At 67.4% G+C, this 25,566-nt stretch carries 27 protein-coding genes; 15 read left to right on the top strand and 12 right to left on the bottom strand.

Annotated features, from left to right (window positions below; translation table 11 throughout):
- Nucleotides 1–21: 21 nt before the first annotated feature.
- Both IMX13_RS00275 and IMX13_RS00270 read right to left on the bottom strand, forming a co-directional pair.
- Nucleotides 22–591, bottom strand: a complete 570-nt coding sequence (locus IMX13_RS00275) for a response regulator transcription factor (RefSeq protein ID WP_053517280.1) — start codon at nt 589–591, stop codon at nt 22–24.
- Entirely contained in the window at nt 588–1,814 is a 1,227-nt protein-coding gene (locus tag IMX13_RS00270; RefSeq protein ID WP_065174948.1) for an ATP-binding protein, read from the bottom strand. Before IMX13_RS00270 ends, IMX13_RS00275 begins: the two co-directional genes overlap by 4 nt.
- 114 nt (nt 1,815–1,928) lie before the next feature.
- Between IMX13_RS00270 and ispG the strand changes: the two genes are divergently transcribed.
- From ispG to IMX13_RS00255, 3 genes are all read left to right on the top strand, one after another.
- Nucleotides 1,929–3,194, top strand: coding sequence for a flavodoxin-dependent (E)-4-hydroxy-3-methylbut-2-enyl-diphosphate synthase (gene ispG, locus IMX13_RS00265; RefSeq protein WP_053517283.1), 1,266 nt, complete (start codon nt 1,929–1,931; stop codon nt 3,192–3,194).
- Entirely contained in the window at nt 3,175–3,924 is a 750-nt protein-coding gene (locus tag IMX13_RS00260) for a phosphatase PAP2 family protein (protein ID WP_053517284.1), read from the top strand. The genes ispG and IMX13_RS00260 overlap by 20 nt, the downstream gene beginning before the upstream one ends.
- A 201-nt stretch (nt 3,925–4,125) precedes the next feature.
- The gene (locus tag IMX13_RS00255) at nt 4,126–4,773 is read left to right on the top strand and encodes a response regulator (protein WP_065174949.1); all 648 of its coding nucleotides are present in this window, start codon (nt 4,126–4,128) and stop codon (nt 4,771–4,773) included.
- 107 nt (nt 4,774–4,880) lie between these two features.
- Here the strand turns inward: IMX13_RS00255 and eda are convergent, their stop codons facing one another.
- From eda to zwf, 5 genes are all read right to left on the bottom strand, one after another.
- Nucleotides 4,881–5,540 carry a bifunctional 4-hydroxy-2-oxoglutarate aldolase/2-dehydro-3-deoxy-phosphogluconate aldolase gene (gene eda, locus IMX13_RS00250; protein ID WP_128989062.1) on the bottom strand — a complete coding sequence of 220 codons (660 nt, stop codon included), beginning with the start codon at nt 5,538–5,540 and terminating at the stop codon, nt 4,881–4,883.
- Nucleotides 5,541–5,669: 129 nt separating this feature from the next.
- The gene (gene edd / locus IMX13_RS00245) at nt 5,670–7,586 is read right to left on the bottom strand and encodes a phosphogluconate dehydratase (protein ID WP_111185432.1); all 1,917 of its coding nucleotides are present in this window, start codon (nt 7,584–7,586) and stop codon (nt 5,670–5,672) included.
- Nucleotides 7,587–7,644: 58 nt separating this feature from the next.
- Entirely contained in the window at nt 7,645–8,367 is a 723-nt protein-coding gene (gene pgl / locus IMX13_RS00240) for a 6-phosphogluconolactonase (protein ID WP_053517289.1), read from the bottom strand.
- Nucleotides 8,364–9,371, bottom strand: coding sequence for a glucokinase (gene glk, locus IMX13_RS00235; protein ID WP_053517290.1), 1,008 nt, complete (start codon nt 9,369–9,371; stop codon nt 8,364–8,366). Before glk ends, pgl begins: the two co-directional genes overlap by 4 nt.
- Nucleotides 9,368–10,804 carry a glucose-6-phosphate dehydrogenase gene (gene zwf, locus IMX13_RS00230; protein WP_193395525.1) on the bottom strand — a complete coding sequence of 479 codons (1,437 nt, stop codon included), beginning with the start codon at nt 10,802–10,804 and terminating at the stop codon, nt 9,368–9,370. The genes glk and zwf overlap by 4 nt, the downstream gene beginning before the upstream one ends.
- Before the next feature lie 354 nt (nt 10,805–11,158).
- Here zwf and ugpC point away from each other — a divergent pair, with 354 nt between their 5' ends.
- Nucleotides 11,159–12,241: a sn-glycerol-3-phosphate ABC transporter ATP-binding protein UgpC gene (ugpC, locus tag IMX13_RS00225; protein WP_065181281.1), complete on the top strand. Its 1,083-nt coding sequence runs from the start codon at nt 11,159–11,161 to the stop codon at nt 12,239–12,241.
- A 69-nt stretch (nt 12,242–12,310) separates the two neighbouring features.
- On the opposite strand, the gene IMX13_RS00220 is transcribed toward ugpC, so the two are convergent.
- Nucleotides 12,311–13,183, bottom strand: a complete 873-nt coding sequence (locus IMX13_RS00220; protein ID WP_193395524.1) for a folate-binding protein YgfZ — start codon at nt 13,181–13,183, stop codon at nt 12,311–12,313.
- A gap of 39 nt (nt 13,184–13,222) precedes the next feature.
- Here IMX13_RS00220 and IMX13_RS00215 point away from each other — a divergent pair, with 39 nt between their 5' ends.
- The 10 genes from IMX13_RS00215 to IMX13_RS00170 all read left to right on the top strand — a co-directional run bounded on the left by IMX13_RS00215 (nt 13,223) and on the right by IMX13_RS00170 (nt 20,271).
- Nucleotides 13,223–13,393, top strand: a complete 171-nt coding sequence (locus tag IMX13_RS00215) for a DUF1674 domain-containing protein (RefSeq protein ID WP_074901279.1) — start codon at nt 13,223–13,225, stop codon at nt 13,391–13,393.
- A 56-nt stretch (nt 13,394–13,449) separates the two neighbouring features.
- Complete coding sequence (gene sdhC / locus IMX13_RS00210; protein WP_004153151.1) at nt 13,450–13,842, top strand: succinate dehydrogenase, cytochrome b556 subunit; 393 nt, start codon at nt 13,450–13,452, stop codon at nt 13,840–13,842.
- Entirely contained in the window at nt 13,839–14,225 is a 387-nt protein-coding gene (sdhD, locus tag IMX13_RS00205) for a succinate dehydrogenase, hydrophobic membrane anchor protein (RefSeq protein WP_053517295.1), read from the top strand. Before sdhC ends, sdhD begins: the two co-directional genes overlap by 4 nt.
- A 31-nt stretch (nt 14,226–14,256) precedes the next feature.
- Nucleotides 14,257–16,047 (top strand): succinate dehydrogenase flavoprotein subunit, encoded by a 1,791-nt coding sequence (sdhA, locus tag IMX13_RS00200; RefSeq protein WP_053517296.1) that lies wholly within the window; start codon nt 14,257–14,259, stop codon nt 16,045–16,047.
- 67 nt (nt 16,048–16,114) lie between these two features.
- Entirely contained in the window at nt 16,115–16,900 is a 786-nt protein-coding gene (locus tag IMX13_RS00195) for a succinate dehydrogenase iron-sulfur subunit (RefSeq protein ID WP_053517298.1), read from the top strand.
- 90 nt (nt 16,901–16,990) lie between these two features.
- Nucleotides 16,991–17,239 (top strand): succinate dehydrogenase assembly factor 2, encoded by a 249-nt coding sequence (locus IMX13_RS00190; RefSeq protein ID WP_053517299.1) that lies wholly within the window; start codon nt 16,991–16,993, stop codon nt 17,237–17,239.
- A complete protein-coding gene (locus IMX13_RS00185; RefSeq protein WP_193395523.1) occupies nt 17,190–17,639 on the top strand; it encodes a hypothetical protein in 450 nt (149 codons plus the stop codon). Before IMX13_RS00190 ends, IMX13_RS00185 begins: the two co-directional genes overlap by 50 nt.
- 23 nt (nt 17,640–17,662) lie before the next feature.
- Nucleotides 17,663–18,904 carry a lipoprotein-releasing ABC transporter permease subunit gene (locus tag IMX13_RS00180; RefSeq protein ID WP_065174956.1) on the top strand — a complete coding sequence of 414 codons (1,242 nt, stop codon included), beginning with the start codon at nt 17,663–17,665 and terminating at the stop codon, nt 18,902–18,904.
- Nucleotides 18,897–19,715 carry an ATP-binding cassette domain-containing protein gene (locus IMX13_RS00175; protein ID WP_065174957.1) on the top strand — a complete coding sequence of 273 codons (819 nt, stop codon included), beginning with the start codon at nt 18,897–18,899 and terminating at the stop codon, nt 19,713–19,715. Before IMX13_RS00180 ends, IMX13_RS00175 begins: the two co-directional genes overlap by 8 nt.
- Before the next feature lie 106 nt (nt 19,716–19,821).
- Nucleotides 19,822–20,271, top strand: coding sequence for a DUF6491 family protein (locus IMX13_RS00170; RefSeq protein WP_193395522.1), 450 nt, complete (start codon nt 19,822–19,824; stop codon nt 20,269–20,271).
- A gap of 18 nt (nt 20,272–20,289) precedes the next feature.
- Here the strand turns inward: IMX13_RS00170 and IMX13_RS00165 are convergent, their stop codons facing one another.
- The 3 genes from IMX13_RS00165 to ftsY are packed head-to-tail and all read right to left on the bottom strand — an operon-like array spanning nt 20,290 to nt 22,971.
- A complete protein-coding gene (locus tag IMX13_RS00165) occupies nt 20,290–20,559 on the bottom strand; it encodes an oxidative damage protection protein (protein ID WP_053517303.1) in 270 nt (89 codons plus the stop codon).
- Between the two features lie 5 nt (nt 20,560–20,564).
- Nucleotides 20,565–21,677 (bottom strand): A/G-specific adenine glycosylase, encoded by a 1,113-nt coding sequence (mutY, locus tag IMX13_RS00160; RefSeq protein ID WP_319637152.1) that lies wholly within the window; start codon nt 21,675–21,677, stop codon nt 20,565–20,567.
- Nucleotides 21,670–22,971 (bottom strand): signal recognition particle-docking protein FtsY, encoded by a 1,302-nt coding sequence (gene ftsY, locus IMX13_RS00155; protein WP_065181286.1) that lies wholly within the window; start codon nt 22,969–22,971, stop codon nt 21,670–21,672. The genes mutY and ftsY overlap by 8 nt, the downstream gene beginning before the upstream one ends.
- A 129-nt stretch (nt 22,972–23,100) precedes the next feature.
- On the opposite strand from ftsY, the gene IMX13_RS00150 reads away from it, so the two are divergent.
- Nucleotides 23,101–23,400, top strand: coding sequence for a hypothetical protein (locus IMX13_RS00150; RefSeq protein WP_193395520.1), 300 nt, complete (start codon nt 23,101–23,103; stop codon nt 23,398–23,400).
- Between the two features lie 60 nt (nt 23,401–23,460).
- Here the strand turns inward: IMX13_RS00150 and htpG are convergent, their stop codons facing one another.
- Complete coding sequence (htpG, locus tag IMX13_RS00145) at nt 23,461–25,353, bottom strand: molecular chaperone HtpG (RefSeq protein WP_193395519.1); 1,893 nt, start codon at nt 25,351–25,353, stop codon at nt 23,461–23,463.
- Between the last annotated feature and the right edge of the window lie 213 nt (nt 25,354–25,566).

Below are 25,566 nucleotides of genomic sequence, written 5' to 3'. Positions count from 1 at the left end.
CCGGCGGACGCGACCCCGGGCTCAACGGCTCGGATCGCGTTCCGGGCTTGGCCGCTTGGCCAGTTTGCGCTGCAGCGACCGTCGGTGCATGCCGAGCAGGCGGGCGGCAGCGGACACGTTGCCGCCCGTCTCGTGCATCGCCTGCTGGATGTGTTCCCACTGCAGGCGACTGATCGGCGTCATCGCGTCGGGGACTTCCATCTCGCCGTCGTCGGCCGGGCCGTCGTCCTCTTCGCCCAGCGCGCGCAGGATCATCGGTACCGTTGCCGGCTTGGGCAGATAATCGTCTGCGCCCAGCTTGATGGCTTCCACGGCTGTGGCGATGCTGGCATAACCGGTGACCAGCAGGATCCGCATGTCCGCACGCAGGGCACGCAGGGGCTGGATCAGGGCCAGGCCGGAATCACTGCCGAGCTTGAGGTCGATCAGCGCGAAGGCCGGTGGATGCTGGCGGGCCAGCATCAGCGCAGTGGCCGCGTCCTGCGCGGTCTGCGTTTCCAGTCCCTTGCGCGCCAGGCTGCGCTGCAGGGTACGCAGGTACAGCTCGTCGTCGTCGACCAGCAGGCCCTGGGTGGAGTGGTGCAGGCTCATGGGGTGTCCTCGCGTGGGGCCAGCGGCAGGCGGAAGCCGACGCGACTGCCGGCCCCCTGGGCCGGGCGCATCCACATCTCGCCGTCGAGGCGTTCGATGGTGGCATGGGACAGGGCCAGGCCGACGCCCATGCCCTCGCTCTTGCTGCTGCCGAACAGCGTGCCCGGCAGCACGGCGGCACGGGCATCGAAGCCGTGGCCGTAGTCGCGGACTTCGCCGATCAGGTCGTCGCCGTCGATGCGCAGGCTCAGGTCCACGCGCGGGCGCCCGGCCTGCTCTCCGGCATCGGCCGCGTTGTTGAGCAGGACCATCAGCAGGTGGCCCACGCCGGGGTCCAGCGGCAGCCGCAGCGGCGCATCGTCGTTGCGGTGCAGGTCGATGGTCGGCCGCACCAGCCGCCATTGTTCCAGCACCTGCTGGGCGCTGGAGCGGCTGCGTCCGGGCATGTCGGCCGATGCCGGCGCGGCCAGTGCCAGCACCCGTTCGCGGCACTGCACGAGCAGTTCGCGCAGGGTTTCCATGTCCTCGCGCACTTCCGGCTCCTCGCTGCGCTCGGCAACGTCGTCGGCCAGCAGGGTCATGGTCGCCAGCGGCGTGTTCAGTTCATGCGCCACCGAGGCGGCGTGGGTGGCCAGGGCGACAATGCCCTCGTTGCGGGCGAAGCGTTCACGCAGTGCCGAGAGCTCCAGTTCCCGTTGCCGCAGGGCCAGGGCCAGGCGCGTGGAGAACGTCAGCACGACAGTGGCGGAGATCAGGAAATTGGCGACCACGCCCCAGCGGTTCAGGTCCTGCGCACGGAAGTAGCCGTCCGGCAGCGGCTGGCCGAACAGTCCGCTGGCGGCGTAGCCGAGCAGGCAGGCCAGGGCCACCGCCAACGCCCAGCGCAGGGGCAGGGCGAAGGCGGCCAACGCAATCAGGATCAGGAACAGGGAGCTGAACGGATTGGCCATGCCGCCGCTCCAGCTGATCATCCAGGTCAGGATGATCACGTCCACCAGGATGTGGCCGAAGGCTGTCAGTGGCGCGGTATCGGCCCCTTCCGGCCGCAGCTGGGTGTAGACATTGAACAGCGCGAGCACGGCGACGCCGGCCCACAGCGGCAGTGGCGGCAGCGGCAGGCCCAGCACCCAGGTGGCGACCAGGATGGTGGCGGCCTGGCCGGCCACGGCCAGCCATCGCAGGCTGCACAGGGTGCGGAGAAACGGGGCGTCGGGACCGGTCATTCGCGCCCATCGTATGCGTTCGCGGGCGGGTGTGCCTGCGACAATCGGCCGCAGCCGTGCCGGCGGCTGAATGCGAGTCACCCGGAAACCGGAGGCGGGCGCTAGAATGCCCGCATGCACGACGCCGTTACCCGCCCGACCCCGCCTTCCGAGCCCACCGCCTGGTCCCGTCGCCAGACCCACGCCGTCCAGATCGGCGGAGTCACCGTCGGCGGCGGCAGGCCGGTGGTGGTGCAGTCGATGACGAATACCGACACCTCCGACGTGGCCTCCAGCGTGAAGCAGGTCGCCGAGCTCTGGCGCGCCGGTTCGGAAATGGTGCGCTTGACCGTCAACACCGTCGAGGCCGCGGCCGCGATCCCGCGCATCGTCGACAAGCTGGCGATGATGGGCATCGACGTGCCACTGATCGGTGATTTCCACTACAACGGCCATCAGTTGCTGACCGCCGAACCGGCGTGTGCCGAAGCACTGGCCAAGTACCGCATCAATCCGGGCAATGTGGGCTTCGGCAAGAAGAAGGACCTGCAGTTCGCGCAGTTGATCGAGTTCGCCATCCGCTACAACAAGCCGGTGCGCATCGGCGCCAACTGGGGCTCGCTGGACCAGGCGCTGGCGGCCAGGCTGATGGATGAGAACAACGAGCGCGAGCAGCCCTGGGACGCCGGACGTGTCCTGCGCGAGGCGTTGATCCGGTCAGCGCTGGATTCGGCCGAACAGGCCGTGGAGCTGGGCCTGCCCCGCGACCGCATCGTGCTGTCGGCCAAGGTCAGTGGCGTGCAGGAGCTGATCGCGGTCTACCGTGACCTGGCACAGCGTTCGGAGTTCGCGCTGCATCTGGGCCTGACCGAAGCCGGCATCGGCAGCAAGGGCATCGTTGCGTCGGCAGCGGCGCTGAGCGTGCTGCTGCAGGAAGGTATCGGCGACACCATCCGCATCTCGCTGACGCCCGAGCCGGGCCAGTCGCGGACGCAGGAAGTGATCGTCGCCCAGGAGCTGCTGCAGACCACCGGCCAGCGCGCGTTCACGCCGCTGGTGACAGCCTGTCCGGGATGCGGCCGCACCACCTCCGAGTTCTTCCAGGAGCTGGCCAAGGTGGTGCAGAACCACGTGCGCGAGAAGATGCCGCTGTGGAAAGTGCAGCACCCGGGGGCGGAAAACATGACCCTGGCGGTGATGGGCTGCGTGGTCAACGGCCCGGGAGAATCGCGGCACGCCAACATCGGCATCTCGCTGCCGGGAACCGGGGAGGCGCCGTCGGCGCCGGTGTTCGTCGATGGCGAGAAGAAGGTGACCCTGCGTGGCGAGAACATCGCCCAGGAATTCGTCGCCCTGATCGACGACTACGTCGAACGAACCTATGTCCGAAGCGCAGGATAAGCCCGCGATCCTTGCCGCGCCGGAGCCGGCCTCCGGCTTCCGTCACTGGATGGCGCGCAATGCGTGGCGCCTGGTCCTGCTGTTCGCCGGCGTGCTGTTGCCGCTGGCCGGCTTCGTCGCGCTGGCCGACGAGGTGCATGAGTTTGAATCGTTCCATTTCGACGCGCCGCTGCTGTGGCAGATGCACGGCCTGCATTCGCCGTGGCTGGACCGGTTCTTCGTGCTGCTGTCCCGGCTGGGTTACGAGTGGTTCCTGATTCCCGCCGATGTGCTGATCGTCGCGGCACTGCTGGGCTACCGCCGCTGGCGCGAGGCCACCTTCGTGGCCGTCAGTTTCCTCGGATCGGCACTGTTGAACATGGGCAGCAAGCGGTTCTTCCAGCGGGACCGCCCCAGCCTGTGGGAGTCCATCGCACCGGAATCGACGTTCAGTTTCCCCAGCGGCCACGCCATGGGGTCGATGACCCTGGCGGCAACCCTGGTACTTCTGGCCTGGAATACCCGCTGGCGCTGGCCGGTGCTGGTGCTGGCCCCTGCGTTCAGCTTGCTGGTCAGCGTGTCCCGGGTCTATCTCGGGGTCCATTACCCGTCGGATATCCTGGCCGGATGGTGTGCAGCACTGGTTTGGGTGGTAGGGTGCTACCTGGTCATGTTCAGTCGTCGGCATCCCTGGCGACGCCGCGATTCGCCGCCATCGACGGCCAGCGAAGCATCAACACAGGGGGAGTGACGTGGATGGCTCTTCGCGGGCGTCTACGTGATAGATGAGCTGTTTCGTTGCAGTGGGTTCTGCAAGACAGGGGGTAAGCACAATGCGTGAGACTGTGATCAACCCGGCACTCTTGCCCGGTATGCACTTCGACCGCGCTTGCGAGGGTTCGGCACCCTGCCTAGCTTGACCCGCAATGGCCGCATTCGAAGAGGTACGTGAATGACGATTCGAGTCTACCTGGTGGACGACCACGCACTGGTCCGCACCGGGATGAAGATGATCCTGTCGGGTGAGACCGACATCGAGGTGGTGGGCGAGGCCGAGACCGGCGAGGACGCGCTGCGCGAGATCCGCCAGCTGCAGCCGGACGTGGTGCTGTGCGACCTGCACCTGCCGGGTGTCAGCGGCATGGAAGTGACCGAGCGCATCGTGCGCGGCCATCGCAGCACGCGCGTGGTGATCGTGTCCGTCCTGGAGGATGGCCCGCTGCCGAAGCGGCTGCTGGAAGCCGGCGCGGCTGGGTACATCGGCAAGGGCTGCGACGCCCAGGAACTGCTGCGCGCGGTGCGCGACGTGGCAGGCGGGCGCCGCTACCTGGGCACCAGCATCGCGCAGAATCTGGCGCTGTCGACGGTGGAGGGGAATGGTTCGCCGTTCGACACCCTGTCTCCGCGCGAGCTGGAAGTGGCGCTGCTGCTGACCCAGGGATTGCGCCAGGAAGACATCGCGCGCCGCCTCAGCCTCAGCGCCAAGACCGTCAACACGCACAAGGCACGCCTGTTCGAGAAGATGGGTATCCATGACAACATCGCGCTGGCGCGCATGGCCAGCCAGTACGGGCTGGTGGATCCGGCACGGCCGCTGTGAGGGTTTCAGCCAACGGCTGAGGTGCGTCGCGCGCCCGGAATCTGTCTTCCAGTTCCGGCCCGCGGTCGCGGGGCCAAGCGTCGGCCCCGCGCTCACCCATCGGGCGCTCAGGTGCCGCGCACGCGCTTGACGATGGCCGCCGCCTGCATGGCGCTGGCGCGCACCTTGTCCCAGTCGCCGTCCGCAATCCAGTTGCCGGGCACCATCCATGAGCCACCGATGCAGACGACGTTCTTCTGCTCGAGGTACTCGGCGGCGGTGTTTTCCGTGATGCCGCCGGTCGGGCACAGCTTCAGATCGGCAATTGGACCGGCCACGCCCTTGATCATCGCCAGGCCGCCGACCGCCGTGGCCGGGAACAGCTTGCACACCCGGAATCCGCGCGCATGCAGCGACAGCAGCTCGGTCGGCGTCGCCGCACCGGGCACCACCGGCAGCGGCGCAGCGGCCAGCGCATCGGCCAGCGCGGGCGGCGTACCCGGGGTCACCAGGAAGTCCGCGCCGGCATCAATCGACTGCTGCATCTGCTCAACGGTCAGCACCGTACCGGCACCCACCACCACGTCCGGCAGTTCGCGCTTGAGCATGGCCAACGCCTCCATCGCCACCGGCGTGCGCAACGTCAGCTCGATCGCCGGCAGACCGCCTTCCAGCAGCGCCGCACTCACCGCACGGGCCTGGTCCAGCGTATGAATCGTCACCACCGGCAGGATGCCCGCCGCATGCAACAGCTCCGCCGCCTTCAGCTGATGTTGTTCGATACCCATAGCTCTGCTTCTGCCTTTGCTTCCGAATTTGATTTTCAGTGATCACTTCGCGGCGTTGATGCGCCCGAAAGTGTGACGCCGCCACCAGCACACTCACCGCCGCAACACACCCGCAGCGCTGTTCAACCCTCAGGCGTCCTTCGCCTCATGCGGCGCTGCCGCAGCCGCCGCATCGTGTCCCAGTTCGTACTCGGCGTCGTAATCCCACGGCCCGCCATCGGCCGCTGCCGGCCCGCACGAAATCGAAATGGCCCCCTGATCGGCCGGCCCGACCACACGACGGTTGATCGCGAACAGGTTGCGGCCCAGATCATTGGCCGCGGGTGCGGTGTTCGGAGCCTGCGTGCGTGCTGCCCATTCGGCAGCGTCCACCAGGACCTCCAGCGTGCCTGCCTCGCCGTCCAGGCGGATGATGTCGCCTTCGCGGACTTTCGCCAGCGGACCCCCACGCGCGGCTTCCGGCGTGACATGGATCGCTGCCGGGATCTTGCCCGACGCCCCGGACAACCGGCCATCGGTGACCAGCGCAACGCGTCGGCCCTGGTTCTGCAGAAGGCCCAGCAGCGGCGCCAGCGAATGCAGCTCCGGCATGCCGTTCGCGCGCGGGCCCTGGTAGCGCACCACCGCCACGAAATCCTGGGGAAGCAGCCCGGCAGCATGCAGCTTGTTGAGCACCTGGGGCGCATCAACGACAACGGCCGGTGCTTCGATCGAGCGGTATTGCGGCTTCACCGCCGACAGTTTGATCAACGACCGGCCCAGGTTGCCGCGCAGCAGGCGCAGGCCACCCTGGCTCTCGAACGGAGCGTCGACGCCGCGCACCACCTCCTCGTCGGCACTGCGCTCCAGCCCGGGCAGATAGACCAGGGTGCCGTCACGCAGCTGCGGTTCGCGGGCGTAATCGGCCATGCCGCCGCGCGCCACACTGACCAGGTCGCCGTGCATCAGCCCGGCCCTGATCAGTTCGCCGAACACGAAAGCCGGGCCGCCGGCCGCCGCGAAGCGGTTCACGTCGGCTTCGCCGTTCGGATAGACGCGGGCCAGCAGGGGAATCAGCTGCGACAGCTCGTCGAAGTCGTCCCAGGTCAGCACGATGCCGGCGGCACGTGCGACCGCGATCCAGTGGATGGTGTGGTTGGTCGAGCCGCCGGTGGCCATCAGGGCGATGACGGCGTTGATGATCGCGCGCTCGTCGATGATCCGGCCGAGCGGACGGAAATCCTCGCCCAGCGCGGTGATCTCCAGCGCACGCTCGGTGGCCTCGCGGGTGAGCGCATCGCGCAGCGCAGTGCCCGGGTTGACGAAGGATGCGCCTGGCAGCTGCACGCCCATCGCTTCCAGCAGTACCTGGTTGGAGTTGGCGGTACCGTAGAAGGTGCAGGTGCCTGCGCCATGGTAGGAGGCCGACTCGGCCTCCAGCAGTTCTTCGCGGGTGGCTTCGCCGGCCGCATAGCGTTCGCGCACCTCGGCCTTCTGCTTGTTCGGAATGCCCGGCGTCATCGGGCCGGCCGGAATGAACACCGCCGGCAGGTGGCCGAACGCGAGCGCGCCGATCAGCAGGCCGGGCACGATCTTGTCGCACACGCCAAGGTAGACCGTGGTATCGAACATGTCATGGCTGAGGCCGATCGCGGTGGCCTGCGCGATCACATCGCGCGAGAACAGCGAAAGTTCCATGCCGCCGCGGCCCTGGGTGACGCCGTCGCACATCGCCGGCACACCGCCGGCCACCTGCGCGGTGGCGCCCAGTTCACGGGCGATCCCGCGGATCTGCTCCGGATAGGTCTCGAACGGCTGGTGGGCCGACAACATGTCGTTATAGGCGGTGATGATGCCCAGGTTCGGCGTCACCCCGCCGCGCAGGCGGCTCTTGTCAGTGCCGCCGCAGGCAGCGAAACCATGGGCGAGATTGCCGCAGCTCAGGCGGCTGCGGAAGGGGCCTTCGCGCAGGGCGGCGTCGACAGCGGCCAGGTAGGCCGCGCGCGAGGCAGCGCTGCGACGGATGACGCGGTCGGTGATGGCTTGCAGTTGCGGATGGAGGCTCATTGGCTACCGGCGTTCGAGGTGGCGAGAGGTGGGCGGCGGCGATATGCCGCCACCGACATCAATCTGCCCAGTGGACGCGCAGGCGCGCGCCTTCCAGGTGGATTGCGTTGAGGATCGGGTACTGCTGGGCATTGTTGCTGTCCAGCGCCTGCCGCAGCACCTGCAGCTTCTGCTTGCCGCGCAGCAGCAGCAGGCGCTGGCGGCACTGGCGCAGGCCGTGCGGGGTCAGCGTGATCCGCAGCGGCCACTGGTTGGCGCCCGGGCAGCCGGTCGCATCCAGTGCGGCATAGGGCAGGGGGCTTTCCAGCGCGCGGGCCAGGTCCTTCGAGCCGGGGAACAACGAGGCCGTGTGGCCATCATTGCCCATGCCGAGCGCGACCAGGCTGGGCGGCTGGCTGTGCTGTGCCTGCAGATTGGCGGTGTACACGCATTCCGGAAGCGGCTTGCCGATGCGCACCAGCGGGTCGAAATGTGCACCTTCGGCGCGCTTGAGCAGGTGCTCGCGTACCAGCCAGGCATTGCTGTCGCGATCCTGCGGCGACAGCCAGCGCTCATCGGCCAGGCTCACTTCCACGCGGTCCCAGTGCACTTCCATTTCTGCCAGCGCCTGGTACACCGGCGCCGGCGTGGTGCCACCGGACAGCAGGATGCGTGCGCGGCCGACTTCGTTGATGTCACGGTTGATGGTCTGTGCCATTTCGGTGGCCACCGCTTCGATCCAGCCATCGGCATCGCCGTGACTGACAAAATCGATGCGGTCGTCCTGGAAGACAGGGCTCATGCGGCAACTCCCGGAGCGTCACGTTCGGCATCGGCTGCATAGGCGGCAGCGCCCAGCAGGCCGGGGCAGGGGTGCATGATCGCCAGCGAAGGCACCCGCGCCATGATCGAGGAAAACCGGCCCTTGTGCTCGAAGCGCTGGCGGAAGCCGGAGTGCTGCAGCGAATCCAGCATTTTGGGCACCAGGCCGCCGGTGAGGAACACGCCATCCCAGGCACCCTGGATCAGCACCAGGTCGCCGGCGATGGCGCCGAACACTGCGCAGAACACATCCACGGTGCGCATCGCCTGCGGATCGCCGAGCGCGGCACGGGCGGTGACGTCGGCCGGCTGCAGATGGCCCGGGTCGACACCGGCCATCTCACAGACCGCACGATGGATGTTGACCAGGCCGGGACCGCAGATGAGACGCTCGTTGGACACGCGGCCGAACTGCTCGGACAGGATCTCCAGGATCCGCACTTCTTCCGGCGTGCCCGGCGGGAAGCTGACGTGACCGCCTTCGGTTTCCAGCGGGTAGCTGCGGCCGTGGCGCACCACCAGGCCACCGACGCCGAGGCCCGTGCCAGGGCCGATCACTCCGTAGTTGCGTGGCTGGCCCGGTGCGGCCGGCGTCCAGTGCGCACCGCCGATCTGCACCACATCCTGCGGTTGCAGCAGGGCGACGGCCATCGCCTGTGCGGCGAAGTCGTTGATCAGGTGCAGCTCGTCGAAGCCGAGCATCGCTGCGGTGCGGCTGCGCGAGATCACCCACGGATGGTTGGTGATGCGTGCCTCGTCGCCATCGACGCGGCCGGCCACGGCAAACACGCCGCGGCGCGCGCTGGCCCCGGCCTGCTCAAGGTAGTGGCGGGCGGCATCGCCCAGCGACGGGAACTCGGCGACCGCGAACTCGCGGATGCTGTCCTTCTGCAGCGGCGCATCCAGCGAAGTGTCGGCCAGTGCGAAGCGGGCATTGGTGCCGCCGATGTCGGCGACCAGAACCGGCTGCGAGCTGCCACTCATGCCGAGGCTCCGGTGTCCGGCGCATCCACGCCCTGTGGCAGGAAGCCGGTGGCATCGGCCGGACCCCACTGGCCAGCAGGGTAAGGCTGGAGCGGCAGGCCGGCTGCCTTCCAGGCATCGGCGACGCTGTCGATCCACGCCCAGGCGGCGCGCACTTCGTCGTCGCGCACGAACAGTGCATGGTTGCCGTTGAAGGCGTCCAGGAAAAGGCGCTCGTAAGCGATGCGGCGGTGCAGTCCCGTCGGCACCGACAGCTCCAGTTCCAGCGGATGCAGTTCCAGCGCGCCCCATTCCGGACCGGCCAGGCTGCTCATCAGGCCCAGCTCGATGTTTTCCTGCGGCTGCAGCTGGAACACCAGGCGATTGGGTGCGGCCTGCGCGCGCTGCGGGCGCTCGAACAGCCAATGGGTGACCGGCTTGAGGGTCACCACCACGCGGGTGGTGCGCTCGGGCAGGCGCTTGCCGGTGACCAGATGGAAAGGAACGCCGGACCAGCGCCAGTTGTCGATGTGCGCGGTGACGCCGGCGAAGGTTTCCACGTCGCTGCCTTCCGGCGGCTGGTAGGCCTGTGCCGGCTGGCCGTTGATGGTGCCGGCGGTATAGCGGCCGCGCACGCTGTCGCGGGCGGCATGCTGGGCGTCGAGGGGGCGCAGGGCGCGCAGCACCTTGACCTTCTCGTCGCGGATGCGGTCGGCTTCGAGCGAAGCCGGCGGTTCCATCGCCACCAGGCACAGCAGCTGCAGGATATGGCTCTGCACCATGTCACGCAGGGCGCCGGAGCGTGCGTAGTACGCGTCGCGGCCGTCCACGCCTTCGCTCTCTGCGACCAGGATGTGCACCGACTCGATGTAGTTGCGGTTCCACACCGCCTCCAGCAGGGTGTTGCCGAAGCGCAGGGCGATCAGGTTCTGCACCGCAGCCTTGCCCAGATAGTGATCCAGGCGGAACACGCGGTCTTCGTCGATCCACTGGCCGATGGTGCTGATGATCTCTTCGGCACTTTCGCTGTCGCTGCCGATCGGCTTCTCCAGCATCAGCCGGGCCGGTGCGGCGAGGGCGCCCCCCTTGGCCAGGCCTTCGCAGGTGGAGATGTACAGGCCCGGCGGAATGGCCAGGTAGCTCACGCACCGGCGGTCCACCAGGTCGGAGACGGCGGCGGCGACCGAGTCGACATCGCGCAGGTCCACCGAACGGTAGTCGATGCGGCGCAGCAGCGCGGCGATGTCGTCCTGCGAGGCCATCGGCATGGCCTGCTGCAGGCGCGGACGCAGGATGTCATGGAAGGCGTCGGTGTCATGGCCGGACAGGGCCAGCGCACGGATGCGGAAATCCTCCGGCAGCAGACCATCGCCAAGCAGGCGCAGCAGCGAAGGGAACAGGTAGCGCTGGGCCAGATCACCTGTGGCACCGAACAGGAAGAGGGTGTCGTGCATCGCTCGAGTTTCAGATCCGGGTGACATCGTTGTCAATCGCTTCATGGCTGGGTTCGGGGGACATCCGCGCAACTGCCTGTCCGAGGTTCGCGGAACGCGATCTGCAGGGGATACCAGCAGGCCGTTCCATTCGAAACCACCGCACCGGCGAACGTTCCATTGTCCGCCGACGCAGGTCGGTGCGCACCGACCATCGGATAGTGCCACGTGAAAACGTTTACATGGCAGAATGGGCAACTGTATTCGATTGCAGTGCTCGCCGTCATGCGGCAGTCGCGCAATCATTGCTGCCATCGGGAGGGCCGAGGCAGTCCCAAAAGACAGCCCGGCGTCGGGCAGACCGGATCAGGTGATATGGCAAAAGTGCAGTTGCAGGGTGTGCGCAAGGTCTACGACAACGGCCAGGTTGCGGTGAAGGACGCCACTTTCGAGGTCGCCGATGGCGAACTGATGGTGCTGGTCGGTCCTTCCGGCTGTGGTAAGTCGACCCTGCTGCGGATGGTGGCAGGCCTGGAGGAGATCAGCGGTGGCACGCTGAGCATCGGTGACCGCGTGGTCAACGATGTGGCACCGAAGGATCGCGACATCGCCATGGTGTTCCAGAGTTATGCGCTTTACCCGCACATGACCGTGGCCGAGAACCTGGCGTTCGGCCTGAAGCTGCGTGGCCACGACAAGGCCACCATCGACAGGCGGATTGCCGAAGCGGCGCAGACGCTGGGCTTGACCGAGATGATGGACAAGCTGCCCAAGGCGATGTCAGGTGGCCAGCGCCAGCGTGTTGCGCTGGGGCGCGCGCTGGTGCGCGAACCTGCGGTGTTCCTGCTCGACGAGCCGCTGTCCAATCTCGATGCCAAGCTGCGCCACAGCGTGCGTACCGAGATCGCGCAGCTGCACCGCAAGCTGGGTACGACCATGATCTATGTCACGCACGACCAGGTCGAAGCGATGACGCTGGGCCAGCGCATCGTGGTGCTCAAGGACGGCATCATCCAGCAGATCGATACGCCGATGGCGCTGTATGACCGCCCGGCCAACCTGTTCGTGGCCGGTTTCCTCGGCAGCCCGGCGATGAACGTGCTGCGCGGGACATTGCAGGGCGATGCGGGCGGCGTGACGGTGGTCGAGGGTGAGTGGCGCGCGCCGCTGGGCCAGGCCACGATCGACCCCGCATGGCTGCAGAAGCCGATCAACGTCGGCGTGCGCCCGGAGCACCTGCAGCCCGCCACGGGCGACGACGCGCATGCGTTCACCGCGCGCATCGAGGGCATCGAGCCGGTCGGCAACGAGATCTTCGTCAACCTCAGCAGCGGCCAGCATGCACTGACCATGCGGGTGGCGCCGCAGGCGCTGCCGGCCGTGGGCGAGGACATCCGCGTGGCGATCCATCCGCAGGGCCTGCACTTCTTCAACGCGGAAACCGGCGAGCGCCTGTAAGACTCGGTGGCGCCGGGCCATGCCCGGCGTCATCGGCAGATCCCCGCCCTGCGTGGATGGGGCGCAGCCTCAGCGCGCCAGGCCATCCAGCAGTGGAATCCGCTGCGCGGGCGCATCGCCGACCTGCAGCGCAGCGTCGCTCGTTTCAAGCGGCAGCACCGCCAGCGCGAGATCGCCGGCCACGCTGGCGATCGTGCCCAGTGCCACGCCGTCCTGCTGCACGCCGTCACCGGCCTGCGCCGGCGCACGGGTGTGCAGCAGCTGCACCGCGCGCTTGGCCTTGCCGAGGAAGTGGGTGCGGGCGACGATTTCCTGGCCCGGGTAGCAGCCTTTCTTCACGCTGTAGCCGTTCAGACGGTCCAGCCCCAACTGCTGCGGCGTCCACACCTCGCGCTGGCTCTGCTCCAGCCGGGGCAGGCCATACCGCAGGTCAGCCTGGCGCCAGGCCAATGCAAAGGCCGCGTCGTCGTCCGGCCCACCGGCCGGGAAGGTGTCAGCGGCACCGATGCGCAGCGCGCGCGGCAGCGCGTCGCTGCCCAGGTCCAGCTCCCAACCGCCTGCATTGGCGGCGATCGCCGCGCCGGTAGCCGCTTCCGGTGCGGTGAACGCGCCGGCCACGGCCAGATCGTCGCGCAGCTGCACCTTGACCTTGCGGCGGAACACGAAACGCTGCAGTTGCGACGCAGTCGCATCCGCGTCGCCATCGGCGAACACCAGCATCACGTGATCCTCAGCCAGCCGGAGCAGCTGGAACACCGCCAGGGTGCGGCCCTTGGCACTCAGCCAGGCGCTCCACTGCCAGTGCTGCTGGGGCAGAGCGAGGACATCGCTGCTGAACTGGGCGTGGGCGAAGGCAGCTGCGTCCACGCCCTGCAGGCTCACCAGCTGGTGGCCCGGAAGGCGTGGATATCCGACGAAAGCAGGGGGCAGGTTGTCAGGCACGTGAACGAGGTCTAAAATTTGTGCGTTGCGAGACCGACCATGATAGGCCAAACAACCCCCACTCCCGACGACGAAACTGAAGCCCCGCTGGTCCCTGCGGCACCCGTGCCCGTGGAACAGGAAAAGGCAGAGGAATTCGGCGGCCGCGGCGGACTCGATCCGGTGCGGTATGGCGATTGGGAGAAAAACGGACGCTGCATCGATTTCTGATCAGCATTGAGCCAACGCGGCCGCGTGCCGCCCAGCCGAGACAACGAGCCCAGCGAATGGCGACCAGACAACGCCCACTTTCCCCGCACCTTCAGGTGTATCGCTGGCAGATTCAGATGGCCACCTCGATCCTGCATCGAGCCACTGGCGTCTTTCTGTCTGTTGGTGCCCTCATCATCGCTGCGGGCCTGCTGGCCCTGATGATGGGGCCCGATTCGTGGAACTGCTTCACCGGCCATGCCGGGGCCTGGTATGGCCGCGTGTTCCTGTTCGCGTGGACATGGTCGTTCGCCTATCACCTGTGCAATGGCATCCGCCATGTGGTGCAGGACTTCGCCATCGGCTTCAGCATCCCCGCCTTCATCCGCAGCAGCTGGCTGTCGGTCATCGGCAGCCTGGTGATCACCCTGCTGGTGTGGGCCTACGTGATGTTTGGAGGTGCCGCGTGAGCAAGTTCCGTACTCCGCTGAAGAACGTGCGTGGCCTGGGTTCGGCCAAGACCGGCACCGAGCACTTCGTGCACCAGCGCCTGACCGCCGCCGCCCTGGTGGTGCTGGGGATCTGGTTCCTGGTCTTCGTGCTGGGCCTGCTGGGTTCCGACTACGCGACCGCCACTGCTGCCATCGCCAAGCCGTGGAACGCGGTGCCGCTGATCGGCCTGCTGATCGCCATGTTCTGGCACGCACAGCTCGGCATGCAGGTCGTGCTGGAAGATTACATCCACGAATCGCTGCTGGCCCTGGTGCTGCAGACCGCGGTGAAGTTCGTCGCCGTGCTCGGCATGATCGTCAGTGTGTTCGCGGTGGGCCGCATCGCCCTCGGCGTTGCCTGAGCCCAGGCACCTACACAGGAATCCAGACTAGATGTCCGCTTACAAGATCACCGAACACAAGTACGACATGGTCGTGGTGGGCGCCGGCGGCGCCGGCCTGCGTGCCACGTTCGGCCTGGCCGCCAAGGGCCTGCAGACCGTGTGCCTGACCAAGGTCTTCCCGACCCGTTCGCACACCGTCGCCGCCCAGGGCGGTATCTCCGCCGCGCTCGGCAACATGGGTGAGGACGACTGGCGTTACCACTTCTTCGACACCATCAAGGGGTCGGACTGGCTGGGCGACCAGGACGCCATCGAATACATGTGCCGTGAGGCCATTCCGGCCATCATCGAGCTCGAGCACTACGGCGTGCCGTTCTCGCGTACCGCCGAAGGCAAGATCTACCAGCGCCCGTTCGGTGGCATGACCACCAAGTACGGCGAAGGCCCGGCGGCGCAGCGCACGTGCGCGGCGGCCGACCGTACCGGCCACGCGATGCTGCATACGCTGTACCAGCAGTCGCTGAAGCACGACGCGCGCTTCATGATCGAGTACTTCGCGCTCGACCTGATCTTCGACGACGAAGGCGTCTGCCGCGGCGTGCTGGCCCTGGACATGTCCGACGGCACGCTGCACCTGTTCCGCGCCCAGGGCGTGGTACTGGCCACCGGCGGCTACGGCCGAGCCTATTTCAGCGCAACTTCCGCGCATACCTGCACCGGCGACGGTGGCGGCCTGGCCATGCGTGCCGGCATCGCGATGCAGGACATGGAGTTCGTGCAGTTCCACCCGACCGGCATCTACGGCGCCGGCTGCCTGATCACCGAGGGTGTCCGCGGTGAAGGTGGCATCCTGCGCAACAGCAGCGGCGAGCGCTTCATGGAGCGCTATGCACCGCATTACAAGGATCTGGCATCGCGCGACGTGGTCAGCCGTTCGATGACCATCGAGATCCGCGAAGGCCGCGGTGTCGGCGAGCACAAGGATCACATCCTGCTCGACCTGACCCACCTGGGCCCGGGCGTGATCGATGACAAGCTGCCGGGCATCGCCGAGAGCGCCCGCATCTTCGCCGGCGTCGACGTGCACAAGCAGCCGATCCCGGTCATCCCGACCGTGCACTACAACATGGGTGGCATCCCGACCAACTACCACGGTGAAGTGGTGCGCAAGGTCGGCGACAACCCCGATGCCGTGGTGCCGGGCCTGTACGCCATCGGCGAAGCCGCCTGCGTGTCCGTGCACGGCGCCAACCGCCTGGGCTCCAACTCGCTGCTGGATCTGGTGGTGTTCGGCCGCGCGGTGGCCAACCGCTGTGCCGAGACCATCAAGCCGGGCGCGGCGCACAAGCCGCTGCCGGCCGATGCCTGCGACAAGGCGCTGGGCCTGCTGGACAAGCTGCGCCACGCCAACGGCGATACCCCGACCTCGGTCATCCGCGACCGCATGCAGCGCACCATGCAGGCCGACGCGGCCGTCTTCCGCACCAGCCAGACGCTGAAGGAAGGCTGCGAGAAGATGGACAAGATCTTCGATTCGTTCCAGGACGTGAAGGTCTCGGACCGTTCGCTGGTGTGGAACTCGGACCTGATCGAGACCTACGAGCTGAACAACCTGCTGCTCAACGCGGTGGCGACGATCAACTCGGCCGAACAGCGCAAGGAAAGCCGCGGCGCGCATGCGCACGAGGACTTCCCGGACCGCGACGACGTCAACTGGCAGAAGCACACCCTGGTCAGCGTCGACGAGAAGGGCAAGTGCAGCTTCGACTACCGTCCGGTGCACATGTACACGTTGACCGATGACGTGTCCGTGGTGCCGCCGAAGCCGCGCGTGTACTGATCCGACCCCGCCTACCATGCAATCCGCGCCTTGAGGGCGCGGGCCGCCTGAGCCAACGAGAGCAGCCATGGCCGAGTTTTCACTCCCCAAGAATTCCAAGATCACGAAGGGCCAGCACTTCCCCGTCAAGAACGGCGGCAAGAACGTGCGTACCTTCAAGATCTACCGCTGGAGTCCGGACGACGACAGCAATCCGCGCACCGATACCTATGAGGTCGATCTGGACGCCTGCGGCCCGATGGTCCTGGACGCGCTGATCAAGATCAAGAACGAGATCGACCCGACCCTGACCTTCCGTCGCTCCTGCCGCGAAGGCATCTGCGGTTCGTGCGCGATGAACATCGACGGCACCAACACGCTGGCCTGCACCCGCGCCATCGCGGACTGCGGCAAGAAGGAAGTGCCGATCTACCCGTTGCCGCACATGAACGTGGTCAAGGATCTGGTTCCGGACCTGACCCACTTCTACGCGCAGTACGCCTCGATCAAGCCGTGGATCCGCACGCAGACCCCGGCGCCGCCGGATCGCGAGCGCCTGCAGTCGCCGGAAGACCGCAAGAAGCTCGATGGCCTGTACGAGTGCATCCTGTGCGCCTGCTGCTCGACCAGCTGCCCGAGCTACTGGTGGAACGGCGAGCGTTACCTGGGGCCGGCGATCCTGCTGCAGGCCTACCGCTGGATCATCGACTCGCGCGATGAGGACACCGGTGCGCGCCTGGACGATCTGGAAGATCCGTTCAAGCTGTACCGCTGCCACACCATCATGAACTGCGCCCGCACCTGCCCGAAGGGCCTGAACCCGGCGCTGGCGATTGCCGAGATCAAGAAGCTCATGATGGAGCGTCGCGCCTGATCCATCCCGCATGCGGCCGCATCGACGGCGGCCGCACGCACCCCAGCCGAGCCACGCCATGCGTGGCTTCGCTGTATCTGGAGGCCTGCAATGGATGAAGAAACCCTGCTGAAGAAGCTGCGCTGGCGCTGCCGGCGTGGCATGCGCGAACTGGACCAGCTGTTCGAACGTTACCTCGACCGCGAATGGAGCGCTGCGCCGACCGAAGAGCGCGAGGTTTTCCTGTTCCTGCTCGACTGTGAGGACGATAAATTGTGGCGCTGGTTCATGGGCTACGAGGTCTGCCCGCATGCGCACGCCATCCCGCTCATGGACAGGATCCGCGCCCTCAAGCCTTGAGTGGCGCCCTTCACGGCTGCAGGCGGGTGCCCAGCTGGCGGTACTGCTCGCCGCCCCCTGGCTGCTGCGCGCTTCGGATCTGCCCCGAGACGCCCTGGTTCCCGTCGTACTGCTGGTCTGGGCGCTGGGCCTGGCCGAGCTCTTCTGGCGCCTGCGCCGGCCGAAGGTGAGGGTGTGCCTGCCCGCGTTGCCCGCTCCGCTGCAGGTGGCGGGGCAGGCGCTGGACGCTCCACAGCTGGTGATCCGCGGCCCGTGGCTGTTGCTGCATGGGCACCAGGGGCGGCGGCAACGGCGGCTGCTGTTCTGGCCGGATGTGCTCGATGCCCGGCAGCGACGTGAACTGCGACTGGCCGTCGCCGCACGCGCCGTTTCCCGTCGAGCCCGGTCGATGGCACCATAGGCTGAATCGTCCGGCGTGCCTGCATGTTCAAACCCATTCCCGTGGCCATCGGCCTGCGCTACCTGCGCGCCAAGCGCCGCAACGGCTTCATCTCCTTCATTTCGATGGCATCGATCCTGGGCATCGCGCTCGGGGTTACGGTGCTGATCACCACCCTGGCGGTGATGAGCGGCTTCCAGAAGGAAATCCGCAGCCGCCTGCTGCAGATGACGGCGCATACCACCATCAGTCGCGACGGCGAGCCCATGCCGGACTGGATGCGCGTGGTGGACGTGGCCAACAAGGACCCGCGCGTGGCGGGCGCCGCACCCTATATCGAGATCCAGTCGATGATCAGCGGCCCGCGCGTGCAGGGTGCGATCATCCAGGGCATCGACCCGGCACTGGAGCCGAAGGTGTCGGTGATCGACCAGAAGGTGGTCAAGGGCAGCTACGACAGCCTGAAACCCGGCAGCTTCAATCTGCTGCTGGGCAAGGAACTGGCGATCTGGCTGGGCGTCGATGTCGGCGACCAGGTGCTGGTGACCTTCGCCGAAGTGCAGGGCACACCTGCAGGCGCCGTTCCGCGGATGAAACGCTTCACCGTCAGCGGTATTTTCGAGGCCGGCTACAACGAGGTCGACCGCGGCGTCGGCTTCGCCAACATGAAGGATCTCGAGCGCGTGCTGCGCGCCGATGGCGCGACCGGCGTGCGCCTGAAGCTGCACGACATGGACCGCTCGCTGGAAGTCGGCGTGGACCTTGCGCAGAACCTCGGCGGCGCCTATCGCGTGAGTGACTGGACCCAGCAGAACGCCAATCTCTACCACTCGCTGCGCATGGAAAAAGTGGTGATGGGCATCCTGCTGTCGCTGATCATCGCCATGGGCGCGTTCAATCTGGTGTCCTCGCAGGTGATGCTGGTCACCGACAAGCAGGCGGACATCGCCATCCTGCGCACGCTTGGCCTGACCCCGGCCGGGGTGATGCAGGTGTTCATGGTGCAGGGCTCGTTGATCGGCATCTTCGGCACGCTGGCCGGACTGATCGGCGGCATCACCCTGACCTTCAACCTGGAACGCATCCTCGGTGCCATCGAGCGCGTGTTCAACGTCAAGCTGCTGCCGGAAGACGTGTACTACATCACCGGCCTGCCGACGGACATGCAGACCGGCGACGTGGTGGTGATCACCGTGGTCGCGCTGCTGATGAGCTTCCTGGCCACCCTGTATCCCGCCTGGCGGGCGGCACGCACCCAGCCGGCGGAGGCCCTGCGCTATGAATGAAGCCTTTGACCGCGGCCAGGAAGTGATCCGCGCCGAGCACCTCGGCAAGATCTATGCCGAAGGGCGCATGCAGACCCCGGTATTCGACGGCCTGAACCTGACCGTCACCGCGGGTGAAACCGTGGCCATCATCGGCGCGTCCGGTGCCGGCAAGAGCACGCTGCTGCACCTGCTGGGGGGACTGGACGTACCCAGTGCCGGCGAGGTGTACGTGGCCGGTCAACGCATGTCGGCGCTGTCGGATACCGCGCGTGGCCTGCTGCGCAACCAGGCGCTGGGCTTTGTCTACCAGTTCCATCACCTGCTGCCGGAATTCACCGCGCTGGAAAACGTGATGATGCCGCTGCTGCTGTCCCGCTCGCATTCGCCGATGTCACAGCGGGCGATGTTCGCCGGCCTGGGCGTGGTGGGGACGGCGCTGGCCAGCATCGTCAACGGGGCCACCGCCTTCGTCCGTGGTCGTCCTGAAGTGGAGGAGGCGGCCGCGCGCGCAACCTTGCTGCTGGAGTCGGTCGGGCTGGGCCATCGCCTGGACCACAAACCGGGCGAGCTTTCCGGTGGCGAGCGCCAGCGTGCGGCGGTGGCGCGCGCGCTGGTGAATCATCCGGCCTGCGTGCTGGGCGACGAGCCGACCGGAAACCTGGACGATCGCACGGCCGGCACCGTGTTCGACCTGATGCTCGAACTCAATCGTGCCCGCCATACCAGCCTGGTGCTGGTCACCCACGACCGCGGTCTGGCGCGGCGCCTGGACCGGGTGCTGGAACTGCGCGAAGGGCGCCTGCACGAGCTGGCCCACGCCGACGTCTGAGCGGCCGGCAACGTGCACCTCCCGGCGCCTGAACGGTGGCGCCGGGATTCTCGCCGCCCATACCCGGGCAGGCGCATGATGGCCCCGGTTCCCCGTGGAGATCGACATGAAGACCCCGCTTGTGATCGCAGGGCTCTGCCTTGCCCTGGCCGCGTGTGCGACCACCGGCCGCCTGAGCAGTGCCGAGCGGCTGGACCTGTACCGGGCGCACGCCGGCGCACCGCAGAATGACATGCAGTTCTTCGGCAGCCTCAACGGCTGGACCGAACTGGGCGACAGTGCACTGGCGGTATGGACCCGGCCCAGCGAGGCCTACCTGCTGGAATTGAACGGCCCCTGCCAGGATCTGTCGTTTGCGACCGCCATTGGCCTGACCAGCCGCATGAACCGCGTGTCGGCCCGCTTCGACAAGGTGCTGGTCCGGGACCCGGCCGGAGGCCCGCGCCTGCCGTGCTTCATCAGCAGCATCCGCAAGCTTGACGTGAAGGCGCTGCGTGCTTCGGAACAGGAGCTGCGGCAGGCGCAGGTGCAGGAGCGCGAGGAGCCGGCGAACTAGGCCGGCGCCATCTCCGGATCAGGCTTCCGGGACGAAGCCGGCGGGCTTCTCCGCGTCCTTCTCGAACAGGAACTTGACCAGTTCCCCTTCCAGGAACGCGCGATGCTTCGGATCGCGCGGTGACAGGCGGTTCTCGTTGATCAGCATGGTCTGGTGCGCCAGCCATGCCGCCCAGGCCTGTTTGCCGATGTGGTTGAAGATGCGCTGGCCCAGTTCGCCCGGATAGGGCACGAAGTCCAGGCCCTCGGCATCGCGTTGTTCGTACTGGCAGAAGACGGTTCGGGGCATGGCACTCACTCGTGGTTGCGGGGTTTCTTGGATCTGCGTCGTGGCGGTTTGATCGCAGTGCCATCGAGCAGCTTGCGGATGGGAGCCGGCAAGCCCAGCGTCGGCAGTTCGTCGGCGGTGACCCAGCGCAGCGAGGATTCTTCCACGCGCAGGCCGCGTACCTGTCGCGACAGGATCTGCAGGTGCAGCCTGTAGTGGCTGAAGGTGTGCTGCAGCACCGGCAGCTCGTCGGCATCTTCCAGCGAGCCGTCCACGTGTGCATCGAACCAGTCCTGCAGCGCTTCACCGGCGTCGGCCTGCGGCAGGGTCCACAGTTGCGCCCAGATGCCGGTCTCCGGTCGCTTCTGCAGCAGCACGCGCTGCTGGGCATCGCGCAGCAGCAGGGCCACGGCTTCGCGTTCGGGCAGGGCCTTGCCGGGCTTCGGCGTGGGCAGCTCGGCGGTCCGGCCTTCGCGGCGCGCCACGCAGTCCTGCTGCTGCGGGCAGATCACGCAGGCGGGCCTGGCGCGGCTGCACACGGTGGCACCGAGGTCCATCTGCGCCTGCGTGTAGTCGGCCATCCGGCCATCCGGCACCTGGGCCGCGTGCGCTTCGGCGATGGCCCACAACTGCTTTTCGATGGCTGGCAGGCCGGGGAAGCCTTCGATGCCGTGATACCGGCTGAGCACGCGCTTGACGTTGCCGTCGAGGATCGGAAACCGGTCGTTCCAGGCCTGGCTGAGGATCGCGCCTGCGGTGCTGCGGCCGATGCCGGGCAGCGCATGCAGCGCGTCGAAATCACGCGGCAGTTCGCCGTCATGCAGTTCCACGCAGCGCTGGGCCGCCGCATGCAGGTTGCGCGCACGGGCGTAGTAGCCCAGCCCGGCCCACTGCGCCATCACTGCATCGTTGCTGGCCGCGGCCAGCGCGGGCAGGGTCGGGAAATGCTGCAGGAACCGCTGGAAGTAGGGGATGACCGTGGCCACCTGGGTCTGCTGCAGCATGATCTCCGACAACCAGACCCGATAGGGGCTGCGCGGATGCTGCCAGGGCAGGTCGTGGCGGCCGTGGTCGTCGAACCAGTGCAGCAGGCGGGCGACGAACGGGTCGCCCGCGGGCACGACGGTGGCCTCAGGCACTGCCAAGCGCTTCGGGCAGCAGCGCGTCGACGAAGGCTTCCGGATCGAATTCACGCAGATCTTCAGGGCGTTCACCGATGCCGGCGAAACGGATCGGAATGCCGAACTCGCGGGCCAGTGCGAACACCACGCCGCCCTTTGCGGTGCCGTCCAGCTTGGTCACCACCAGGCCGGTCACGTTCACCGCGGCGTTGAACTGGCGCAGCTGCGACAGCGCGTTCTGGCCGGTGGTGCCGTCGATCACCATCAGCACCTCGTGCGGCGCAGCGGGATCGATCTTGCCGAGCACACGACGGATCTTGCCCAGCTCGTTCATCAGGCCGGACTGGGTATGCAGGCGGCCGGCGGTATCGGCAATCAGCACCGACGTGCCGCGCGCCTTGCCGGCCTGCAGCGCGTCGTAGGCCACCGAGGCGGCGTCGGCGTTCTGGCCCTGGGCCACCACGGCCACGCCGTTGCGCTCGCCCCAGGCCTGCAGCTGGGCCACGGCAGCGGCACGGAAGGTATCGCCGGCGGCCAGCATCAGGCTGTGCCCGTCGTCCTTGAAGCGCTTGGCCAGCTTGCCGATGGTGGTGGTCTTGCCGACACCGTTGACGCCAACGGTCAGCACCACGAAGGGCCTGGCGTTGCGATCGATCACCAGTGGCCTGGCGACCGGCTGCAGGATCGCGATCAGGTCGGCACGCAGTGCGCCCAGCAGTGCGTTGGCATCGGCGAACTCACGTGCCTTCATGCGTCTGCGCAGGCCTTCGACCAGCTCGGTGGTCGCACCGACGCCGACATCGGCGGTGATCAGCGCGGTTTCCAGTTCGTCCAGCAGGTCATCGTCGAGCTTGGGATTGCGCGAGAACAGGCCGCCAAAGCTGCGCGCGATGACGCTGTTGCGCAGGCGTTCGCGCCAGCCGGACTTGCCGGCGGGGGCCGGGGCGGCATCCACCAGCACCGGCAGGTCGGCGGCCGGTGCGGAGGGCTGCTGTGCGGGGATCACCGGAGCCAGCGGGGCGAGCACGGCTGCGGCGGCACGTGCCTCGGCCTCGAAGTCTTCCGGTGCCAGGACGCGTTCGGTCGCTGCCGGCGCCGGCGGGGACGCCGGGGCAGCGGCGGGCGGCGCCGGGACGGGCACCGCCTCAGCCGGAGCCACGGCTGGCGGGGCGTCGGCTACAACCGTGGTGTCCTCGACGGGCGCGGCCGACGGGAATGCCGCCGCCAGCTCTTCAGCCGAGTAGTGCTGGGTCTTGGGCGCGTCCGGTGTGGCGGCGTCCTGGGGCTTCTTGCGGCGGAAAAAACTGAGCATTGGCAAAAGGCGCTGAAATCAGAGGGATATGCTACCACCCGGGCCCGTCTGCCCGATGTGGACTCAAGGTCGCGGCCGGGCAGCCGCTAATGGCTTCGGAGGGCTGCACCGGGCGGCCCGGAGACCGCCATGGACAACGTGATGGCAACGGCCTGGAGCGGCATGCGGGCCGCAGCACAAGGCGTGCAGGTGGCCGCGCACAACGTGGCCAACCTGGCGACAGCCGATGCGCCGCGCCTGCAGGTGCAGCGCGCGGCGGTGGAACAGGGTGGGGTGCAGACCCGGGTGACCGCTGCCGGCGCCGATCCCGCCGCGCCGCTGGCTGATCTGCTGGCGGCAAACGCGGAAGTGGTGGCCTTCGCCGCCAACGCTTCGCTGGTCCGCCGCCAGGACCAGATGCTGGGGTCGCTGCTGGATCGCCGGGCCTGAGCAGCCCGGCCTGGCAGATGACAGCCAGCGCCGGGCCATGCCTGGCGACCACCCAGCGTGTCAGGCCGACAGTTCCAGCAGCAGCTTGTTCAGGCGCGCAACGTAGGCGCCCGGGTCCTTCAGGCTGTCGCCGGCCGCGAGCGCGGCCTGGTCGAACAGCACGCGGCCGAGATCATCGAAACGATCACCATCGGCCTCGCCATCGAGCTTGGCGATCAACGGGTGCCCCGGATTGATCTCCAGCACCGGCTTGCTGTCAGGCACCTTCTGGCCGCTGGCTTCCAGGATCTGGCGCATCTGCAGCCCCAGATCCTGTTCGCCGATGGCCAGCACCGCTGGCGAATCGGTCAGCCGGTGCGACACGCGGACTTCGGCCACGTCGTCGCCAAGCACCGCCTTCAGCCGCTCGATCAGGGCCTGCTTGTCCTTGGCCGCCGCTTCCTGTTCCTGCTTGTCCGACTCGGTCTCCAGCGCGCCGAGGTCGAGGTCGCCACGGGCGATGTCGACAAAGCCCTTGCCGTCGAAGTCGGTCAGGTAACCCATCAGCCATTCGTCGATGCGGTCGGTCAGCAGCAGCACTTCCACGCCCTTCTTGCGGAACACTTCCAGGTGCGGGCTGTTGCGGACCTGGCTGTAGCTCTCGCCGGTCAGGTAGTAGATCTTGTCCTGGCCTTCGGCCATGCGACCGATGTAGTCGGCCAGCGAGACGGTCTGGGCATCGCCCTCGCCACGGGTGGAGGCGAAGCGCAGCAGGCCGGCCACCTTCTCGCGGTTGTTGTAGTCCTCGGCCGGTCCTTCCTTCAGCACCTGGCCGAACTCCTTCCAGAACGTGGCGTACTGCTCGGGCTTGTCGGTTGCCAGCTTCTCCAGCATGTCCAGCGAGCGCTTGGTCAGCGCGGCCTTCATCGAATCGATGACCGGGCCGGACTGCAGGATCTCGCGCGAGACGTTCAGCGACAGGTCGTTGGAATCGACCACGCCCTTGATGAAGCGCAGGTACAGCGGCAGGAACTGCTCGGCCTGGTCCATCACGAACACGCGCTGGACATACAGCTTCAGGCCCTTGGGCGCATCGCGGTGATACAGATCGAATGGTGCACGGCCCGGCACGTACAGCAGCGAGGTGTACTCCAGCTTGCCTTCGACCTTGTTGTGGCTCCACGCCAGCGGATCGCTGTGGTCGTGTGCCACGTGCTTGTAGAACTCGCTGTACTCGGCGTCGCTGATCTCGGTGCGCGGACGGGTCCACAGCGCGCTGGCACGGTTGACGGTTTCCCATTCGACCGCCGCGCCCTCTTCACCCCCTTCCTTCGGCATCTGGATCGGCAGGCCGATGTGGTCGGAGTACTTCTTGAGGATGCTGCGCAGGCGCCAGCCATCGGCAAAGTCGTGTTCGCCGTCCTTCAGGTGCAGCACGATGCGGGTGCCGCGCTCGGGCTTGTCGAGGGTCGCGACATCGAAGTCGCCTTCGCCGCGCGAGGTCCAGCGCACGCCTTCGCTGCTGGCCAGGCCGGCCCGCCGCGAGGTGACTTCGACTTTGTCGGCGACGATGAACGCGCTGTAGAAGCCGACACCGAACTGGCCGATCAGCTGCGAGTCCTTCTTCTGGTCGCCGGACAGCTGGCGCAGGAAGTCGCCGGTGCCGGACTTGGCAATGGTGCCGAGGTGGGCGATGGCCTCGGCGCGGCTCATGCCGATGCCGTTGTCCTCGATGGTGATGGTGTGGGCGGCCGGGTCGAAACTGACGCGCACGCGCAGGTCGCTGTCGTCTTCCAGCAGGGACGGCTGGGTCAGCGCCTCGAAGCGCAGCTTGTCGGCCGCGTCGGCGGCATTGGACACCAGCTCGCGCAGGAAGATCTCCTTGTTGGAGTACAGCGAGTGGATCATCAACTGCAGCAGCTGCTTGACTTCGGTCTGGAAGCCAAGGGTTTCGGTCTGGGTCGTCTCGGTCATCGATAGGGCTCCGTGTGCAATGCCGCGCCAGCGCGTGCGGCCTCGCCAAGGGGTAGGGATGATTGTCCCGAAATCAAGGGGGTTGGTCGGGCAGGGCGGCGCCCTGCACCCGCAGAGGCCAGAGCCAAAGCAAGAGCGGGCACTCCGTGGGATGGCGGGGCACTGTGGGTTCGCGGGGGCGCCGTGAATCCGTCCATGGAGGCTTGGTCGCCG

This window comes from Stenotrophomonas sp. B2 (genome assembly GCF_014947095.1).
Taxonomy (GTDB): domain Bacteria; phylum Pseudomonadota; class Gammaproteobacteria; order Xanthomonadales; family Xanthomonadaceae; genus Stenotrophomonas; species Stenotrophomonas maltophilia_P.
Note: the sequence above shows the minus strand (reverse complement) of the source record. Positions and strands in the feature narration are given on the sequence as shown.

Excerpts from the sequence above, each read along its gene's own strand:
- zwf (WP_193395525.1), bottom strand. The coding sequence starts at position 10,804 with ATGCACGACACCCTCTTCCTGTTCGGTGCCACAGGTGATCTGGCCCAG.
- pgl (WP_053517289.1), bottom strand. The coding sequence starts at position 8,367 with ATGAGCCCTGTCTTCCAGGACGACCGCATCGATTTTGTCAGTCACGGC.
- IMX13_RS00195 (WP_053517298.1), top strand. The coding sequence starts at position 16,115 with ATGGCCGAGTTTTCACTCCCCAAGAATTCCAAGATCACGAAGGGCCAG.
- glk (WP_053517290.1), bottom strand. The coding sequence starts at position 9,371 with ATGAGTGGCAGCTCGCAGCCGGTTCTGGTCGCCGACATCGGCGGCACC.
- eda (WP_128989062.1), bottom strand. The coding sequence starts at position 5,540 with ATGGGTATCGAACAACATCAGCTGAAGGCGGCGGAGCTGTTGCATGCG.
- htpG (WP_193395519.1), bottom strand. The coding sequence starts at position 25,353 with ATGACCGAGACGACCCAGACCGAAACCCTTGGCTTCCAGACCGAAGTC.
- sdhC (WP_004153151.1), top strand. The coding sequence starts at position 13,450 with ATGGCGACCAGACAACGCCCACTTTCCCCGCACCTTCAGGTGTATCGC.
- IMX13_RS00170 (WP_193395522.1), top strand. The coding sequence starts at position 19,822 with ATGAAGACCCCGCTTGTGATCGCAGGGCTCTGCCTTGCCCTGGCCGCG.
- IMX13_RS00185 (WP_193395523.1), top strand. The coding sequence starts at position 17,190 with ATGCGCACGCCATCCCGCTCATGGACAGGATCCGCGCCCTCAAGCCTT.
- IMX13_RS00180 (WP_065174956.1), top strand. The coding sequence starts at position 17,663 with ATGTTCAAACCCATTCCCGTGGCCATCGGCCTGCGCTACCTGCGCGCC.
- IMX13_RS00215 (WP_074901279.1), top strand. The coding sequence starts at position 13,223 with ATGATAGGCCAAACAACCCCCACTCCCGACGACGAAACTGAAGCCCCG.
- ispG (WP_053517283.1), top strand. The coding sequence starts at position 1,929 with ATGCACGACGCCGTTACCCGCCCGACCCCGCCTTCCGAGCCCACCGCC.
- IMX13_RS00275 (WP_053517280.1), bottom strand. The coding sequence starts at position 591 with ATGAGCCTGCACCACTCCACCCAGGGCCTGCTGGTCGACGACGACGAG.
- ugpC (WP_065181281.1), top strand. The coding sequence starts at position 11,159 with ATGGCAAAAGTGCAGTTGCAGGGTGTGCGCAAGGTCTACGACAACGGC.
- IMX13_RS00150 (WP_193395520.1), top strand. The coding sequence starts at position 23,101 with ATGGACAACGTGATGGCAACGGCCTGGAGCGGCATGCGGGCCGCAGCA.
- IMX13_RS00165 (WP_053517303.1), bottom strand. The coding sequence starts at position 20,559 with ATGCCCCGAACCGTCTTCTGCCAGTACGAACAACGCGATGCCGAGGGC.
- IMX13_RS00255 (WP_065174949.1), top strand. The coding sequence starts at position 4,126 with ATGACGATTCGAGTCTACCTGGTGGACGACCACGCACTGGTCCGCACC.
- sdhA (WP_053517296.1), top strand. The coding sequence starts at position 14,257 with ATGTCCGCTTACAAGATCACCGAACACAAGTACGACATGGTCGTGGTG.
- edd (WP_111185432.1), bottom strand. The coding sequence starts at position 7,586 with ATGAGCCTCCATCCGCAACTGCAAGCCATCACCGACCGCGTCATCCGT.
- ftsY (WP_065181286.1), bottom strand. The coding sequence starts at position 22,971 with ATGCTCAGTTTTTTCCGCCGCAAGAAGCCCCAGGACGCCGCCACACCG.
- IMX13_RS00270 (WP_065174948.1), bottom strand. The coding sequence starts at position 1,814 with ATGACCGGTCCCGACGCCCCGTTTCTCCGCACCCTGTGCAGCCTGCGA.
- IMX13_RS00260 (WP_053517284.1), top strand. The coding sequence starts at position 3,175 with ATGTCCGAAGCGCAGGATAAGCCCGCGATCCTTGCCGCGCCGGAGCCG.
- IMX13_RS00175 (WP_065174957.1), top strand. The coding sequence starts at position 18,897 with ATGAATGAAGCCTTTGACCGCGGCCAGGAAGTGATCCGCGCCGAGCAC.
- IMX13_RS00190 (WP_053517299.1), top strand. The coding sequence starts at position 16,991 with ATGGATGAAGAAACCCTGCTGAAGAAGCTGCGCTGGCGCTGCCGGCGT.